This window comes from Microbacterium sp., assembly GCF_036566905.1.
Taxonomy (GTDB): Bacteria; Actinomycetota; Actinomycetes; order Actinomycetales; family Microbacteriaceae; genus Microbacterium.
In genome coordinates, this window is the sequence record NZ_DATCVK010000173.1 from 85,142 (window position 1) to 100,029 (window position 14,888).

13 protein-coding genes are annotated in these 14,888 nt (G+C 67.4%); all 13 read right to left on the bottom strand.

Annotated elements, in window-relative coordinates:
• Positions 1 to 13: 13 nt before the first annotated feature.
• A complete protein-coding gene (locus tag VIP82_RS14075) occupies positions 14 to 1,027 on the bottom strand; it encodes a LacI family DNA-binding transcriptional regulator (protein ID WP_331909648.1) in 1,014 nt (337 codons plus the stop codon).
• 2 nt (positions 1,028 to 1,029) lie between these two features.
• Positions 1,030 to 1,953, bottom strand: a complete 924-nt coding sequence (locus tag VIP82_RS14080; protein WP_331909650.1) for a carbohydrate ABC transporter permease — start codon at positions 1,951 to 1,953, stop codon at positions 1,030 to 1,032.
• Complete coding sequence (locus VIP82_RS14085) at positions 1,950 to 2,831, bottom strand: carbohydrate ABC transporter permease (RefSeq protein WP_331909715.1); 882 nt, start codon at positions 2,829 to 2,831, stop codon at positions 1,950 to 1,952. The genes VIP82_RS14080 and VIP82_RS14085 overlap by 4 nt, the downstream gene beginning before the upstream one ends.
• Positions 2,832 to 2,901: 70 nt before the next feature.
• Positions 2,902 to 4,236, bottom strand: coding sequence for an ABC transporter substrate-binding protein (locus VIP82_RS14090; protein ID WP_331909652.1), 1,335 nt, complete (start codon positions 4,234 to 4,236; stop codon positions 2,902 to 2,904).
• A gap of 49 nt (positions 4,237 to 4,285) precedes the next feature.
• A complete protein-coding gene (locus VIP82_RS14095; RefSeq protein WP_331909654.1) occupies positions 4,286 to 5,761 on the bottom strand; it encodes a family 43 glycosylhydrolase in 1,476 nt (491 codons plus the stop codon).
• A 401-nt stretch (positions 5,762 to 6,162) separates the two neighbouring features.
• Positions 6,163 to 7,596: a glycoside hydrolase family 32 protein gene (locus VIP82_RS14100; RefSeq protein ID WP_331909656.1), complete on the bottom strand. Its 1,434-nt coding sequence runs from the start codon at positions 7,594 to 7,596 to the stop codon at positions 6,163 to 6,165.
• Between the two features lie 56 nt (positions 7,597 to 7,652).
• Positions 7,653 to 9,146 carry a glycoside hydrolase family 32 protein gene (locus VIP82_RS14105; RefSeq protein ID WP_331909658.1) on the bottom strand — a complete coding sequence of 498 codons (1,494 nt, stop codon included), beginning with the start codon at positions 9,144 to 9,146 and terminating at the stop codon, positions 7,653 to 7,655.
• The gene (locus tag VIP82_RS14110) at positions 9,143 to 9,619 is read right to left on the bottom strand and encodes an ABC transporter ATP-binding protein (protein ID WP_331909660.1); all 477 of its coding nucleotides are present in this window, start codon (positions 9,617 to 9,619) and stop codon (positions 9,143 to 9,145) included. Before VIP82_RS14110 ends, VIP82_RS14105 begins: the two co-directional genes overlap by 4 nt.
• 72 nt (positions 9,620 to 9,691) lie before the next feature.
• Positions 9,692 to 10,177 (bottom strand): ATP-binding cassette domain-containing protein, encoded by a 486-nt coding sequence (locus VIP82_RS14115; protein WP_331909662.1) that lies wholly within the window; start codon positions 10,175 to 10,177, stop codon positions 9,692 to 9,694.
• Entirely contained in the window at positions 10,174 to 11,091 is a 918-nt protein-coding gene (locus tag VIP82_RS14120) for an ABC transporter ATP-binding protein (RefSeq protein WP_331909664.1), read from the bottom strand. The genes VIP82_RS14115 and VIP82_RS14120 overlap by 4 nt, the downstream gene beginning before the upstream one ends.
• The gene (locus VIP82_RS14125) at positions 11,088 to 12,074 is read right to left on the bottom strand and encodes an ABC transporter permease (protein WP_414684678.1); all 987 of its coding nucleotides are present in this window, start codon (positions 12,072 to 12,074) and stop codon (positions 11,088 to 11,090) included. The genes VIP82_RS14120 and VIP82_RS14125 overlap by 4 nt, the downstream gene beginning before the upstream one ends.
• Positions 12,075 to 12,113: 39 nt before the next feature.
• Complete coding sequence (locus VIP82_RS14130) at positions 12,114 to 13,091, bottom strand: ABC transporter permease (RefSeq protein ID WP_331909668.1); 978 nt, start codon at positions 13,089 to 13,091, stop codon at positions 12,114 to 12,116.
• 62 nt (positions 13,092 to 13,153) lie between these two features.
• Positions 13,154 to 14,824, bottom strand: a complete 1,671-nt coding sequence (locus VIP82_RS14135) for an ABC transporter substrate-binding protein (protein WP_331909670.1) — start codon at positions 14,822 to 14,824, stop codon at positions 13,154 to 13,156.
• Between the last annotated feature and the right edge of the window lie 64 nt (positions 14,825 to 14,888).

Below are 14,888 nucleotides of genomic sequence, written 5' to 3' on the forward strand. Positions count from 1 at the left end.
GCGCGCACCCGTCTCAGGTGGATTGCCGGACGACCGGCGGGCACGCGACGAGATACTGATGGGTGTCCTTCGCCGGCTCGAGACCGAGCAGGACTCGCACCGCGACAGCGCCGAGATCGTAGTGAGGCAACGCGACCGTCGAAAGCGGTGGCCGAAGGTGGGCAGAGATCACGTCCTGGTTGTCGAACCCCATGACGGCGATGTCGTCGGGAATCCGTATGCCGTGCTCGCGGAGCCCGTCATAGAGGCCCATGGCCACCCGGTCGTTGTGGCAGAAGACCGCCGTCGCGTCAGTCGCGAGGAGCAGCGGCGCAGCGGCGTATCCGCCTTGCTGATCGGGAGCGGTGGGAAAGACCAGCTCAGGGTCGAAGGCGACGCCCGCCGCTTCGAGCGCCGCGCGGTATCCCGCGAGGCGTCCGGTCTGCGCGGGCGAGGGTGTCGTCGTGTTGAGGAACGCGATGCGGCGGTGGCCGCCGGCGAGGAGCTCCTCGGTGGCGACACGTCCGCCTTGTTCCTCGTCGGGCACCACTGTGGGCAGTTCGCTTCTCGACGCGTAACAGTCGACGAGCACTGTGTCGGTGTTCTCCAAGGCGGGGGGAACCGTCACCTCGTGGTGAAACCAGCTCGAGTACAGCACGCCGTGCACTTGATGCTCGAGCATCATCGCGATGGCCTCGTCTTCGGCTGCACGGTTGCCGTCGGTGTCGGCGACGAGAAGCACGTATCCGTGCTTCCACGCCTCGTCCTGAGCGCCGTGGATGATCTGGCCCGCGAACGGGGTGGTCGCGATGGCGTCGGACACGAGGCCGATGAATCGAGACGTTCCCCGCGACAGCGTCTTCGCAAGCGCGTTCGGCCGGTACCCGAGCTCGGCGACCGCATCGTGGACACGCCGCCGGGCGTCCTCCCCGATGCGCACGCCTTGCTTGTCGTTGACCACATGCGACACGGTCGCCACCGACACGCCGGCGGCCTTGGCGACGTCGCGCATCGTGACCGCGGAACCGCTCCTGCCGTGCTCGGGCATCCTCACCCCTTCGTCGCCCCGCTCTCGAGTCCGTAGATCATCGCCTTGTTGAGGACGAGGAACACGAGCAGCAACGGCGTCACGGTGACGCAGACGGCAGCGAACGTCGCGGTCCAGTCCGTGTTGCCCATCGCTCCGATGTAGTTTTGCAGACCCAGCGGGATCGTCTTCAATCCGTCCGAGAGCACGAAGGTGTTCGCGAAGATGAAGTCGTTCCAGATGAAGATGCTGTTGACCAGCACCACGGTGATGATGGTGTTGACCGAGAGCGGCAGCGTGATGCGAGCGAAGATGCGGTACGGCCCGGCACCGTCCAACGACGCCGCCTCGTACGTCTCCCGCGGGATGTACTTGTAGAACGACGAGAACAGGTAAACCGCCATCGGCAGCGAGAACGCCGCGAGCGGGATGATCATCGACATATGGGTGTCGAGCAGCCCGACCTGCGAGTAGTCGATGAACAACGGCACAAGGGCGATCTGCACCGGCACGATGATGCCGAGCAGCAGCAGAGCCCTCACCCCGTCGCTGGACCGGAAGCCGAGCACCTCCAACGCGAATGCCGCCATCATGCCCGCGATGACGATGAGCGCGCTGGCACCGAGCGTGACGATCAGACTGTTGAGGATGTTGAGCCAGAGATTGCCGGTGCCGAACGCGCGCGCGTAATTGTCGAGCGTGAACGATCCCGGCAGCGCGAAGGGGTTCCCGGCCGCGAAGTCGGCGGCGGTGCGGAAGCTGGTCAGAAGCAGCCAGAGCAGCGGATACACCTGCACGATCACGATGAGCACGATGGTCGCACTCAGCAGCGTCCGCTGGACGCGCAGCCTGGGTGATCGCGACGGCACCCGCCGCTGGGCGGCCGGTGGCGCGGCCGGCTCGCGCCTGTGGGGCGGCGCGGGGGCGGTGAGCGTGGGAGCGGTCATGAGTCGTCCCTTCGACGAAGCACGAGCAGGATGATGGCGACGGCGACCAGGCACTCGACGACGATGAACACCGAGATCGCACTGGCATATCCGTAGTCGGTGTGCACGAACGCGGTCTTGTACATGTAGGTGGTGAGGAGTTCGGATGCCTGGCCCGGGCCGCCGTTCGTGAGCAGGTACGGGATATCGAATCCGCGCAGCGCGAAGGTGGTCGCCATGATCGTGGTGGTGATCCACACCGGGCGGATGTACGGGAAGCGGATGCGCCAGAACACCTGCCACCACGACGCACCGTCCAGCCGGGCCGCCTCTTCGAGCTCACGGGGCACCGCGATGAGCGCCGCGTAGATGATGAGCATGTACAACCCGGTGAAGCGCCATCCTTCGGGGATGGAGACCGCCGCCAGCACGGTCTGGATGTTCGACAGCCACGCGGTCTGCAGGTTCTCGAGGCCCACCCATGCGAGCACCTGGTTGAGCAGGCCGACCGGTTCGAGCGAGTAGATCCGCTGGAACAGGAACGCGATCGCGACGGTGGAGATGATGGCGGGCAGCAGGTACATCGTCTTCACGACTTCTCGCGCCCTGGGCAGCGCCGTGAGAAGGCTCGCGACGATCAGCGCGCCACCCAGCTGCAGTACCAGGCAGATGGCGAGGTAGCCCAGCGCGTTGCCGAACGCCGTCCAGAAGACATCGTCACGGGTGAACATCTTGACGTAGTTGTCGACGCCGACGAACACCATGTCGGTGATGCCGTCCCAGCGGAAGACGCTCAGGAACAGCGATTGGAGGATCGGCAGCAGCACTGCCACGCCGTACAGCAGCAACGGGGGGACGAGGAAGACGACCACAGACAGCGTGGAGCGCCTCGGCAGCATCGAGCTGAGCGCGGGGCGCGCCCGCCGGTGCTGGCGCGACACGGCCGCGCCAGCCCCGACAGTGAGGGATTCAGGCATTGGCGTTCTCCGCGAGAGCGGCGTCCATCGTGGTGATGAACTCGTCGGGAGTGATGTCCCCCTGCACCAGCAGCGTCAGCTCCTGCTGGAGGCGGGTGTTCGTCGCAGGGTCGAGCTGCGTGTCCCACGGCATCGCGATGCGGGGCCCGACGTTGTCGGCCTGCTCGATCGCGCGGGCGTACAGCGGCGTGGCGTTGTCGGGGATCGTGGTCGCTGCCGTCGTGGTCGGAGACAGTGCGCCGGTCGCGGCATACACCTCGGGGTAGCGCTCCAGCGCGAATCCGAGGAAGTCCCGCACGAGCGGGTCGTACGTCTTCGCGTTCACGGCCATGCCGATTCCCGAAGGCGTGACGTATTCGTTGTCGTCGGTGACGGCCCCGTCGATCGTCGGGAGCGTGAAGTAGTCCACGTCATCCCGGACGCCGGGGTCGAGCGCGTCGGTGGCCAAGTTGCTCAGCTCCCACGTGCCGATGTTGTACACCGCAGCCTTGCCCGAGGTGAGGAGCGCCTGCGCGTCGGCGTAGCCGGTCGACGAGAACCCCTCCTGGAAGCAGCCGGCCTCGCCGAGTGACGACAGCCACTCGGCGGCGGCGCGTCCGGCCGGGTCGCCGAACGATGCCTCGCCGTTCTTGAGCTGCTGCACGTACTCGGGTCCGGCGAGCCGGAACGGGTAGTAGGCCATGTACCGCTCCAGAGGCCACTGGTCCTGTCCATCGAGCGCGATCGGGGTGATGCCCTTCGCGCGGAGCGCTTCGCACATCGCGGGGAAGTCGTCCAGGGTTGCCGGCACGCCCACGCCCGCCTCCTCCAGCAGGGCCGAGTTGTACCAGAAGTACTCGAGCTGGAACTCGAACGGCACCATGTACAGCGAGCCGTCGTCGAAGCGCTGATAGTTCAGTGCCGCTTCGCGGTAGTCGTCCAGTCCAAGGTCGTCGAGCAGGGCTTCGATGTCGATCATCCGCCCCTGTGCAGCGAGCTTCTGCGCGAACGGCGTCGCATCCGTGTCGAAGAGCTCCGGCAGCTTGTTGGCGGCCGCGAGCGTCTCGTACTTCTGGATGTACGACGGCCGATCGGGAGTCGTGATGAGGTTCAGCGCGAAGCCGGGATGGTCGGCGGCGTACTCGTCGGCGATCTGCTCCATCGCGGTGATGACGCCGCCGTCTGCGGGGCGCGAGAGCAGCCACGAGATCTGGCGGGGGACGACCTCTCCGTCGGGGTCGACGTCGGTCGGGTCGGACGCGCCTGACGAGCCGGCGCAGCCGGTGAGGATGAGTGCGGTCGCGGCGGCGACGGCGACCATCGCCGCCGTGCGGGTGAGAGCTGCCATGTCGGAATCTCCTTTGATCGGGTACTGCAGGTGGGTGCGGGATCGGCTGCTACGCGGTTTTGGCGAGGAGCGAGTCGGAGTGCGTTTGCTGACTGGGGTCGGCAGGGGCGGGCGAGAACACCGAGAACTCGGTGATCGTGACGGCGCCCTCACCGACGAAGGCGCCGAGTCGGCCGTTCCGTCGGTCGTACAGACGGGTGCTCAGGACGGTGGCGTCGTCGAGCGTCGCGACGCAGATGTCGCCGTCGACGATCACATCGAGAACGTGTTCGCCGGCGCCGATGTGGCACGGCCGCTCCAGCTCGATCGCGAACGGCACGTCGCCCGAGATCTGCCATTGCTCGGTGCCGGTCGCACGCCGGGGCCAGCGGTCGAAGACGAGCCGCCCGCGCTCGGGCTCCAGGCGCAGCACGTACCCCTCATCGCCGTCCGCGCCGGCCCGCAGCAGCACGCCGCATTCCGTCGTGCTGTCGGCGATATCGAAGCGCGCACGCAGACGGAACGCCGTCGGGGCATCCTCTCTCGTGAGCAGATCGCGGTACCCGTCGGGTGCCAGCAGGACGCTCCCGGCGGGAATCCCCTCCTCGGGCTGCGAGAACGCGTCGCGCGACTCCTCCGGCGGGCGGAAGGCGAGAGTGCCATCGGCGCGTTGCTCGGCCTCGAGCACCGACATCGTGCCCGCCCACTGCCACGGGCCATCGTCCTGCGCGCCCTCGCGCGATGCGATCCAGCCGAAGAAGAACCGCCGGTCGCCACGGGCAGCGGACTTCGCCGCGTAGTAGGCACGCCCGTCGATCGTGTCGTGCTCAGGGACCTGCCAGGGACCGTCGAGGCTGCGGGCCATGCGGTAGCGCGTTGTGAAGGCGTCACTGAACTCGGAGAACACGAGGTACCACCAGCCGCCCCACTGGAACACCTCGGGGCACTCGTGCGCGAGATACCGCCGCGGGTTCCAGAACGGTGCAGCCGGCTCCCACGTGGAGAGGTCGTGCGATGTGCACTGGGCGATCACGCCACGGCGCCGCGACGGCCCGTGCGCGTGGCGCGCCGTGATCAGCATCCGCCATACGCGCGCCGCTTCGTCCCAGAACACGAACGGGTCCCGCCAGTCGCCGGTCTCGTAGCCGGGGGTGGCTCCGAACGTGTCGTCGGGGTGGCGCTGCCAGGAACGCATTCCGTCCACGCTCGTCGCGTGCATCACCACCTGCAGCGCCCGTCCGTCGTCGCCGACCGCGTCGGGGTTCTGCCCGGTGTAGAACACGTGGTGCGTGCCGTCTTCGGCGAGCACGATGCTGCCGGTGTAGACGTTGAAGTCGGCCGCCGTGACGCCGCCCGAGGCGATCGCTTCGCCGCGGTCGTCGAAGTCGACGAGGTTGTCCGTCACCACGCGGTGCCACGGCATCCCTTCGCGCGGCACCTGGCGCGATTCGTACAGGTAGAAGAGGTGGAACTCGCCATCCTCCTGCCAGGGGATGACATCCCCCACCCACGCGCCTTCCGGCTGGTAGAACCCTCGCTGGCCCATCGTCACCCTCTTTGGTTAATCGGTTATTCACACGATAGACCGGATGTCGCGGCTTGGTCAAGCGGTTAATCACCTGATGACAGACCGTGCACGACCCGCGAGCCGGGAACCCTTGCCGCCTCGCCTCAGAGCGACGAGACCGGGACCGGATGGGCGCAGAAGGTCCGTGCCGTCGGCGATATCGACACCGGGTACAGCCAAGGCGGCCTCTTGGTCACTGAGCTTGTGCACGACCGGGCGATCGACTCCACGCGACCGCGCCTGGCCCGGCAGGCCGACGAGTTCCCGTCGGATGTTGCAGTCCAACGACCGAAGGCGTGCAGGCTCGTGCTCCAGGATCCGACCCATCGGTGTCGTCGCGCACAGTGAGGCTCTCGTTTATCACGAGCACGCGATCGCCATCACGCGCGGGTCTCCGTCGGTACGGAGAGCTCGCGAATCGTCATGTCATGGAAGACCGCGGTCGCGCCACGCGCATAAAGTCGAATGCCGTCATCCCCCGCGAGGGGGAAGAGGCGGTGCGACTGCGCGCTCCCCCCGTTGCCCACGAACAGCTCGACACTCGTGCGATCGACTAGCAGGCGGATTGCCACGCGCCCCGCTGACGTTTCGAGCGGCGCCTGCGTGCGGCCGCGCGTCGGGTTGAACGTCAGCGTCCGGTCGAGGTAGGCGGACGGACCGGACAGGTCCAAACCGGCCGTGACGTAGCGCGACCCGCCGCCGGCGCGGCACACCTGAAAGCCGATGTCGGCCGTGGGGCAGGCGGCCTCGGCATCCCACTCGATTTCGCAGCTCAGGTCGTACGCCGGCGCGTGTACGTCGAGATCGAGGTCACCGTCGACCTCCAGATCGCCGAGGCGGTGCGTACGAACCGTGTACTCCGTCAATGAACCGGTGGGGGTGGAAGCGAGGGCGTATCCGTCACGCTCACGCACCAGCCGGAGGTCCCGCACGATCATGTCGTCACCGTTGTAGCGATCGGTCACGAGGGTAGGGGTGTTGTGCGGGTAGTCCCAGAAGTTCGCCCAGCCGATGGCGTGACGAAGGGATGCGTCTTCCTCACCGGACGGCTCGTAGTGCGGGTAGGTGACGGCCCCGTAGAAGTCGAAGCCCCAGTCGAGCCAGCGTGGCTCGTGCGCCTCGGGAACGAAGTTGCTGCCGTCGAATGCGCCCGTCCAGTAGGCGTACGTCGCCGGCAATCCGCGATGCTTTGCGTTGGCGCTGACCCCGAGAACCCACTGCCAGGATCCGTCGTCGGCCGTCATCTGGAAGATGTCCGGACACTCCAGCAGACCCAAATCGTCACGGGCGAATTCGCCGACCCGCGTCCAGGTGGCGAGGTCGGGTGACGCGTAGAAGCCGAGGCGATGGCCCTCCGCGAGGGCCATGAACCACCGTTCACGGATGCTGTCCCAGATCACCTTCGGGTCGCGGAAGTCTGTGACGTCCGGATCCGCCAGCACCGGGTCGTCGCCGCCTGCCCGGAAGGAGCGGCCGCCGTCGGTGGAGTACCAGAGGAACTGCGCCTGGCGCCCCTCCGGCACCTGATTGACCAGCGCCTGGGTGACCAAGGCGATGACCGCTCCTCTGCCGAACCCAGCGGTGTCCTCGGTGTCGATGACGAGCGATCCCGACCAGCAGTCCCCGTTGCCGTTGGTGAACTTCTCGATTGCGACGCCGTGATCAACGAAGCTCACGTGGTCCCGGGTCGTGGCCCGCCGCCAGGAGGTGCCGGCGCCGCCGGCGAGGTAGTCCGCGTTGTACAGGTAGTAGTAGTGGTACTCGCCGTCGATGAAGATCGGCCGCTGAGGGTCGTTCTTCCAGTTATCGGGCACGCTGAAATGAAACGCGGGCCGCACGGTCGGCCCTGTGGACAGCCCAGTGACGATGTTCATGCAGTGGCCGCCGCGTTCCGTGCGACCGTGTGCATCGACCAGGCGCGCAGTTGCACCGGGACGTCGGCCCCGGACAGGCGGACGCTGAGGGCATCCTCCCGGGTCGGGTACACGCGGGCCGTGAGCGGAACTCCACCCGCGAACACTTCGAGCGCCGAATGGTCCACGAGGATCCGTATGTCTGCGCCGCCGTCTCCGTCTAAGGGCACCTTGCCCCCGCGCGGGCTCGCGTCGACCTCGGGATCCAGGCTCGACCGCGAGCGGTCGAGGCTCAGCTCCGCGCGATCACCGTGTCGCTGCAGTCGCAGGACCGTGCGCTCGGCGCCGTCATCAGTGGCCCGCAGGGCGATCGTGACGGCGCCGCCGTCGGGGATTGTCAGTCGCAGCTCGAGATCGAGCTGGTCCCCGCGGACGATCTCCACCGGTTCGGCGCTCAGCACCGAAGAGAGGACGACCAGCTCTTCGTCGCGCAGCGCATCGACCTCGGGAGCCGGTGCCTGGTGAATGGCCCCGTCCGGGGATGCCGTCACCACGCGCGGCAGCGACATGACGCCGGACCATCCCGCCGCGACGGCGGCGCTGTCCGGTCGACCTTCCTGCAGCCAGCCGAACATGAGACGCCTGCCCGATTCGTCGCGCATCGACTGCGGGGCATAGAAGTACCGTCCGCCCAGGTCGAGCCGGTGCAGCGCGGCCGGCGTGAACCGGTCGCCGTCGTAGCGACCGGACCAGTACAGCGAGTGGTGGGTGACGCCCTCGTCCCAGGCCGAGAAGACGAGGATATCGCGGTGCGCGGCATCCTGCCCGCCGATCCGGAACAGATCCACGCACTCCCACATGGTGCCGGTCCAGTCGGGCGAACTCGCATCGCCCACCGCGCTGTCGCCGACCAGCAGGGGCCCGACGTACGTCCACTCGCGCAGATCGGGAGACTCGTACAGGAACGCCGTCCCTCCCCGACCCCGGATGCCGGAGCCGATCAGCTGCCGCCATGTCTCCCCCTCGCGCCATACGCAGTGGTCGCGAAACGCGGTGACGTCGACGCCCGCGGGCGGAGCCGCGATCACCGGGCCCTCGGCATCCTTCGTCCACTCGACGAGATCGGGGGTACCGGTCGCCACGCACGGCAGCTCCCGGTCTCCGTGACGGCCCGAGTACACGATCGTGGGGGTGTCGCCGTCGTACACGAGCACGCCGGACCAGCATCCGTCGACGTCGGGCCCGTCGCTCGGCGTCAGCGCGATCGGCAGATCGCGCCAGTGCACCAGGTCGGCGCTGACGGCGTGCCCCCAGTGAATGCGGTGGTGCAACGGCGCGTGCGGGTTGAACTGGTAGAAGAGGTGGTACTCGCCGTCGCGCTGGGTGAGGCCGTTGGGGTCGTTGAGCCATCCCGCCGGCGCGGTGAAATGATAGGCCGGGCGGTGCGGGTCGGCGGCGGCGCGCGCGATCAGCTCCGCCGGGACGATCGTGGATGTGGACGTCGCGGTCATGCGGCAGGGCTTTCTTCGAGGTCGTCGGGCAGTTCCAAGGCGGTCCCGGGGGCGTCGGAAGGCGGAGCGTAGAGCCCGCACCGCACCCAGTGCTCGGGCTGTTCACTGACGTGATGGAAGACGGGCTTCGCGTCGGAGCATGGCTCGGCGGCTGTCTGGGCCAGCGCGCAGTCGGTCGGCGTCAGCACCTCGCGGCGCAGACGAGCGCGTTCGACTGGGTCGAACGGCTCGGTGCGCTTGGGGTCGGGTACTGCCGAGATCAGTAGCCGCGTGTACGGGTGCTGCGGGTTTGCCAGCAGCTCCATCGCATCGCCGCCCTCGACGAACTCGCCGGCGAACATCACGACGATGCGGTCGGCGAGGTAGCGCGCCGACGCGAGGTCGTGCGTGATGTAGAGCATCGAGATGCCCTGCTCCTCGCACAGCGTGCGCATGAGGTTGAGCACCCCGATCCGCACCGAGACATCGAGCATCGACGTCGGCTCGTCGGCGAGGATGAGCCGCGGGTTGACCGCGAGCGCGCGGGCGATCGCGATGCGCTGCCGCTAGCCGCCGGAGAGTTCGTGCGGGTAGCGGTCCAGCATCTCGTCGGGAAGCCCGACCTTCGCCATCAGCCGCTGCTTCGCGCGCTCCATTTCCGCGCGGCCGGATGCGGCACCGTGAATGCGCAGCGGACGCTCGAGGAAGTGGCCGATCCGGTGGACAGGATTCAGCGACCCGAAGGGGTCCTGGAAGATCATCTGCACGGCCGAGCGGTACTCGCGGGTCGCGCGCCGCTTGGATGTGGCGATGATGTCTTCGCCCTCGAAGAGGAAGGTGCCGGCCGACGGCTGCTCGAGGCGGGCGATGCAGCGCGCGAGTGTGGACTTTCCGCTGCCGGACTCGCCGACGAGTGCGACGACCTCGCCGTGGGCGATGTCGAGGTCGACGCCGCCGAGGGCGCGGACGCTCTTGCGGGAGAATGCCCCGCCGATGGTGAATGTCTTCTGCAGCCCTCGTGTCGAGAGCACGGGGGTCTCGGGTGCGGTCATGAGATGGTCTCCGTGATCAGGGAGTCGTCGTCGCTGGGTGCCACCCAGTGGGTGGGCGTGATCGGTTCGAGATCGGGGATGTCGCGGAACCTCACGCCTTCGCCGAGGCCCTGCAGACGGGTGCGGGGACCGGACATGGGAGGGAAGGCGTTCATCAGGGCGCGGGTGTACGGGTGCTCGGGCGTGTCGAAGATCTCGTCGGATCGTGCGGTCTCGACGAAGCGCCCCGCGTACATCACGGCCATCCGGTCGGAGAGTTCGACCATGAGCGACATGTCGTGGGTGATGAAGAGGATCGCGAACCCCAGCTCGCGCTGCAGGTCCTTGATCTGCGCCATGATCTCCTGCTGCACGACGACGTCGAGCGCCGTGGTGGGCTCATCCATGATGAGCAGTGGAGGTCGTAGTGCCGTCGCCATCGCGATGACGACTCGCTGCCGCATCCCGCCCGACAGCTGGTGCGGGTACGAGCGCAGTCGGTCTCGCGGGATGCCCACGAGATCGAGCAGGTCGCCGGCCCGCGCGAGCGCGGTCTTCTTCGATACGCCGTCGTGGGTGGTGTAGATGTCGACGATCTGGTCACCGATCGTCATCACCGGGTTCAGCGCGTTCATGGCGCTCTGGAAGACCATGGCCACCTTGCGCCACCGGAACTCGCGAAGCTCCTCGGCGTTCAGTGCCAGCACGTCGGTGCCGGCGAAGCGGACCGACCCACCGGAGATCACTGCGGGGTCCCGCAGCAGCCGCAGGATCGCGTTGGCGATCGTCGACTTGCCGCAGCCCGACTCCCCCGCGAGGCCGAACACCTCGCGCTCGGCGATCGAGAAGGACACTCGATCGACGGCACGCACGGTGCGGGCCTCGGTGACGTACTCGACGGAGAGATCCTGGATCTCGAGCAGCGGGGCGGTCATCGCGCCGTCTCCTTGCGCGTGCGGGGGACGACACGGGTGGGCGCGTCCGGGGTGGTGCGGCGGCGCGGCCGACGCAGGCGGGGGTTGGTCGTCTCGTCAACGCCGTAGTTGACGAGCGCGAGCGCGAAGGCGACGAGCGCGATGCACACGCCCGGAGGAACGAACACCCACCAGGCTCCCGTCAGCAGGGCGCCGTCGTTGCTGGCCCAGTACAGGTTCGTACCCCAGCTGATGGTGCTGATGTCGCCGAGACCGAGGAACTCGAGGCCGGCCTGAGCGCCGATGCCGAAGATCACGCAGGCGAGGAACGTGCTCATGACGATCGACGCCATGTTCGGCAGCATCTCGCGGAACATGATGCGCAAGCCGCCCTCGCCGGTGACCTGCGAGGCGGCCACGAAGTCCTTGCCGCGGATCGACATGGCCTGCGAGCGCAGCACGCGGGCGGACCCGGCCCAACCGGTGATGACGAGCACCAGGATGACGGTGCCGAGCCCCTGCGGCAGGAACGCCGCGAGGATCACGAGCAGCGGCAGGCCGGGAAGGAGCAGGAACACGTTCGTGACGAGCGACAGGACGTTGTCGATGGTGCGTCCGAAGAAGGCCGATGCGAGGCCGACGAGGAGCCCGACGAACGTCGCGAGGATCCCGACGGTGAAGCCGACGAACAGCGACGAACGCGAGCCCCAGATGTTCAGTGCCAGCACGTCCTGCCCCTTGGCCGTCGTTCCCAGCCAGTGCTCCGGCGACGGCGGCTGTGAACCGATGCCCTGGATGAGCGTGGGGTCTCCGGGAGCGAGGACCGGAGCGAAGACCGCCATCAGCAGGAAGAGGATGAGGATCACCAGGCCCCACGCTGCCTTCGCGTTGCCGAGCAGGCCTCCCAGGAGTCCGCCTCCGCCACGGCGGCGACGCGGAGGCGTCGGCGTGGTCGTGACCTGCCCGTCGGGGCCGGGCGGGCTGCCGAGCTCCAGCTCGGCCATGGCGCGGGGATCTTGCGCGAGTGACATCACACCCTCCGTTCAGCTCACGCGCACGCGCGGATCGAGGCGCACGTACACGATGTCGACGAGGAAGTTGGCGATCAGCACGGCCGTGGTGATCGTGAGGAAGAGTCCTTGCATGAGCGGGTAGTCGAGGTTCTGCACCGCGGCCAGCAGGGTGTAGCCGATGCCCGGGTAGGCGAAGACGACCTCGGTGAGCAGCGCGCCGCCGACGACGAAGCCCAGCGACATGCCGAATGCCGTGACCGACGGCAGCAGCGCGTTGCGGGCCGCGTACTGCATCATCACGCGGTTCGCCCGCAGGCCCTTGGCTTCGGCCATCACGATGTAGTCCTCGGCGTTGGTGGCGATCATCGTGTTGCGCATGCCCAGCATCCAGCCGCCGACCGAGACGAGCACGATCGACGTGGCGGGGAGGATCAGGTGGTACGCGACGTCGCCGAGGAACGCGAGGGAGAACTCCGGAGTGGTGCCCACCTCGTACGCGTGGCGCAGCGGGAACCATCCGAGCGTGACACCGAAGAGGTAGAGCAGCCCCATCGCCAGCCAGAAGTACGGGAACGAGCCGATGAAGATGAGCAGCGGCGGAACGAAGGAGTCGAGGACGCCGCCGCGGCGCCAGGCAGCGAGGATACCGAGCACGTTGCCGATGACGACGGCGATGATCAGAGACACGAAGCCCAGCAGGAAGGTCCATCCGATGACGCTGGAGATGACGTCGATGACGGGGGTCGGGAACCTCGAGATCGAGAAGCCCAGGTTGCCCGTGAAGATCTGGCCGAGGTAGCGCAAATACTGCTCCCACAGCGGAGCGTCGCTCAGCCCGAAGGACTCTCTCAGAGCCTCGACCTGGTCAGGTCGGATCTGCCCCTGCAGTCGCGCGACCATGCGTGACACCGGGTCGCCCGGCATGAAACGAGGAAGGAAGAAATTGAGGGTGATCGACACCCAGAACGCCACGAGATAGAACCCGAAGCGCCGCAGCATGTAGCCCATGATGTGTCTCCTCGGCCGTTCTGCTGCGCCGCGAGGGCGACGCAGCAGAACGGCACGATGGGTCAGTCGGTGACGACGGGTTCGAGGCTGGTGAGGATGAGCACGGCGCTGCGCGCACGCACGCCCCCGAGGATGGCGTACGGGTTGTCCTCACTCGGCCAGCCCGTGAAGCGCAGGGTGCTGGCGGCGCCAAACTCCGGCCCGGGGAACAGCGTCACCACCGGGGCCACCTCAGCGAACAGTGCCTGGAGATCGTTCATGATCGTCTGCTGTTGGGCTTCGTCGGAGGTCGCGGCGAACTGCGCGAGCAGCGCGTCGGCCTCGACGTTGCCGTAGCGATGGTAGTTGTCGAACGACTGCTCACCGACCGGCTTGACCGTCTCGGTCGACATCACACCGCGGTAGAACTGGTACGGCGTGGGTGCGTTGGCGCTCCACACGATGCCCGAATCGAACGTGCCGTTCTCATAACCGGCGACGACATCACCCCAGTCCTTGGCCGCGACGTTGACGGTCACCCCCAACTCGGCGAGGTTCTGCGAAATGACGTTGCCGACCGACACCCAGTCGCTCGAGGTCGAGCCCACCGAGAAGTCGAACTCGAAAGGCGCACCATCGGGAAGAACGCGCTTGCCGTCCGCACCGAGCGTGATGCCCGCGGCATCCAGCAGCTCACCGGCAGCCTCGAGGTCACGCTCGGTCCACGTGCACGAGTCGACGACGGTCTGGTCGCGCCAGCTGTCGTACGAACCCGAGAGGCCTGTGCAGTCGGCGGGGTGTGTGTACCCCTGCATGCCGATCTCCGTGACCTGGTCGCGATCAACTGCCATCGAGAGTGCCTTGCGCACGTTCACGTCGTCGAAAGGTGCCTTGGTGGTGTTGAACTGCCAGCTGATCATCGACCCGGTCGTCGGGAACCAGTAGAACCGGTGCTCCGGGTCTTTCGCGACGTACGCCTCCTCGATGTTGGGGATGAACTGCGGGGCCCAATCGACGTCGCCGTTGGCGGCGGCGAGGTTGGCGCCGTCGTTGCCCGCGAAGGCCAGCATCCGGATGCCCTCGATCTTCTGCTTGTCGGGCTGCCAGTAGTTCGGGTTCTTGCCAAGGTCAAACGACTGCGCCTGGAAGTTGGTGATCTCGGTGTAGGGACCGGTGCCGACCGGCTCCTCATTGGCGAACTTCGTCGGGTCGTCGACATCGCTCCAGACATGGGCGGGAGCGATCACCTGCTGGCCGATGTCGAGCAACGCGGGAGAGAACGGCTGGCTGAAGTCGAACTGCACCGTGAGTGGGTCGACCGCCGTCACGGACTCGATGTAGTCGAATCCGCCGCGCACTTCTCGCTGCAGGTCGAACGACAACACGACATCGTCGGCGACGAACGGCTCGCCGTCCGACCACTCCACGCCCTCACGCAGGTGGTACGTGATGCTCATGCTGTCGGGAGCCACCTCCCACTCCGTCGCCAGCCACGGAGTGGTGGAGCCGTCGGCGGGGTTGTAGACGAGCATCGACTCGAAGATCGCCTGCTGCGTCATCGGGAAGTCGGGGTTGGCGAACGGGTTGAAGTTGCGGTCGAAGGTGCCCATGTCTTCACGGGGGATCGTCAGCAGCTGGCTGCCGTCCAGCGAGTCCGCGGAGTCGCCTCCGCCGGCGCTGCAGCCGGAGAGTGCGAGCGCGGCGGTCGCCGCCACCGTGACGGCGATGAGCGCCGCCTTGCGGTGAACTGTCATGATGAGTGTGTTCCTTTCTTCTTCGTTGAAGCCGAAGGGGCTGCGCGTCGGACGAGATGTCCAG

What these genes read in the sequence shown, in the direction of transcription:
- VIP82_RS14110 (WP_331909660.1), bottom strand. Translation starts at nt 9,619, where the DNA reads ATGCTCGATGTCTCGGTGCGGATCGGGGTGCTCAACCTCATGCGCACG.
- VIP82_RS14130 (WP_331909668.1), bottom strand. Translation starts at nt 13,091, where the DNA reads ATGGGCTACATGCTGCGGCGCTTCGGGTTCTATCTCGTGGCGTTCTGG.
- VIP82_RS14080 (WP_331909650.1), bottom strand. Translation starts at nt 1,953, where the DNA reads ATGACCGCTCCCACGCTCACCGCCCCCGCGCCGCCCCACAGGCGCGAG.
- VIP82_RS14090 (WP_331909652.1), bottom strand. Translation starts at nt 4,236, where the DNA reads ATGGCAGCTCTCACCCGCACGGCGGCGATGGTCGCCGTCGCCGCCGCG.
- VIP82_RS14125 (WP_414684678.1), bottom strand. Translation starts at nt 12,074, where the DNA reads ATGGCCGAGCTGGAGCTCGGCAGCCCGCCCGGCCCCGACGGGCAGGTC.
- VIP82_RS14135 (WP_331909670.1), bottom strand. Translation starts at nt 14,824, where the DNA reads ATGACAGTTCACCGCAAGGCGGCGCTCATCGCCGTCACGGTGGCGGCG.
- VIP82_RS14085 (WP_331909715.1), bottom strand. Translation starts at nt 2,831, where the DNA reads ATGCTGCCGAGGCGCTCCACGCTGTCTGTGGTCGTCTTCCTCGTCCCC.
- VIP82_RS14120 (WP_331909664.1), bottom strand. Translation starts at nt 11,091, where the DNA reads ATGACCGCCCCGCTGCTCGAGATCCAGGATCTCTCCGTCGAGTACGTC.
- VIP82_RS14115 (WP_331909662.1), bottom strand. Translation starts at nt 10,177, where the DNA reads ATGACCGCACCCGAGACCCCCGTGCTCTCGACACGAGGGCTGCAGAAG.
- VIP82_RS14095 (WP_331909654.1), bottom strand. Translation starts at nt 5,761, where the DNA reads ATGGGCCAGCGAGGGTTCTACCAGCCGGAAGGCGCGTGGGTGGGGGAT.
- VIP82_RS14105 (WP_331909658.1), bottom strand. Translation starts at nt 9,146, where the DNA reads ATGACCGCGACGTCCACATCCACGATCGTCCCGGCGGAGCTGATCGCG.
- VIP82_RS14075 (WP_331909648.1), bottom strand. Translation starts at nt 1,027, where the DNA reads ATGCCCGAGCACGGCAGGAGCGGTTCCGCGGTCACGATGCGCGACGTC.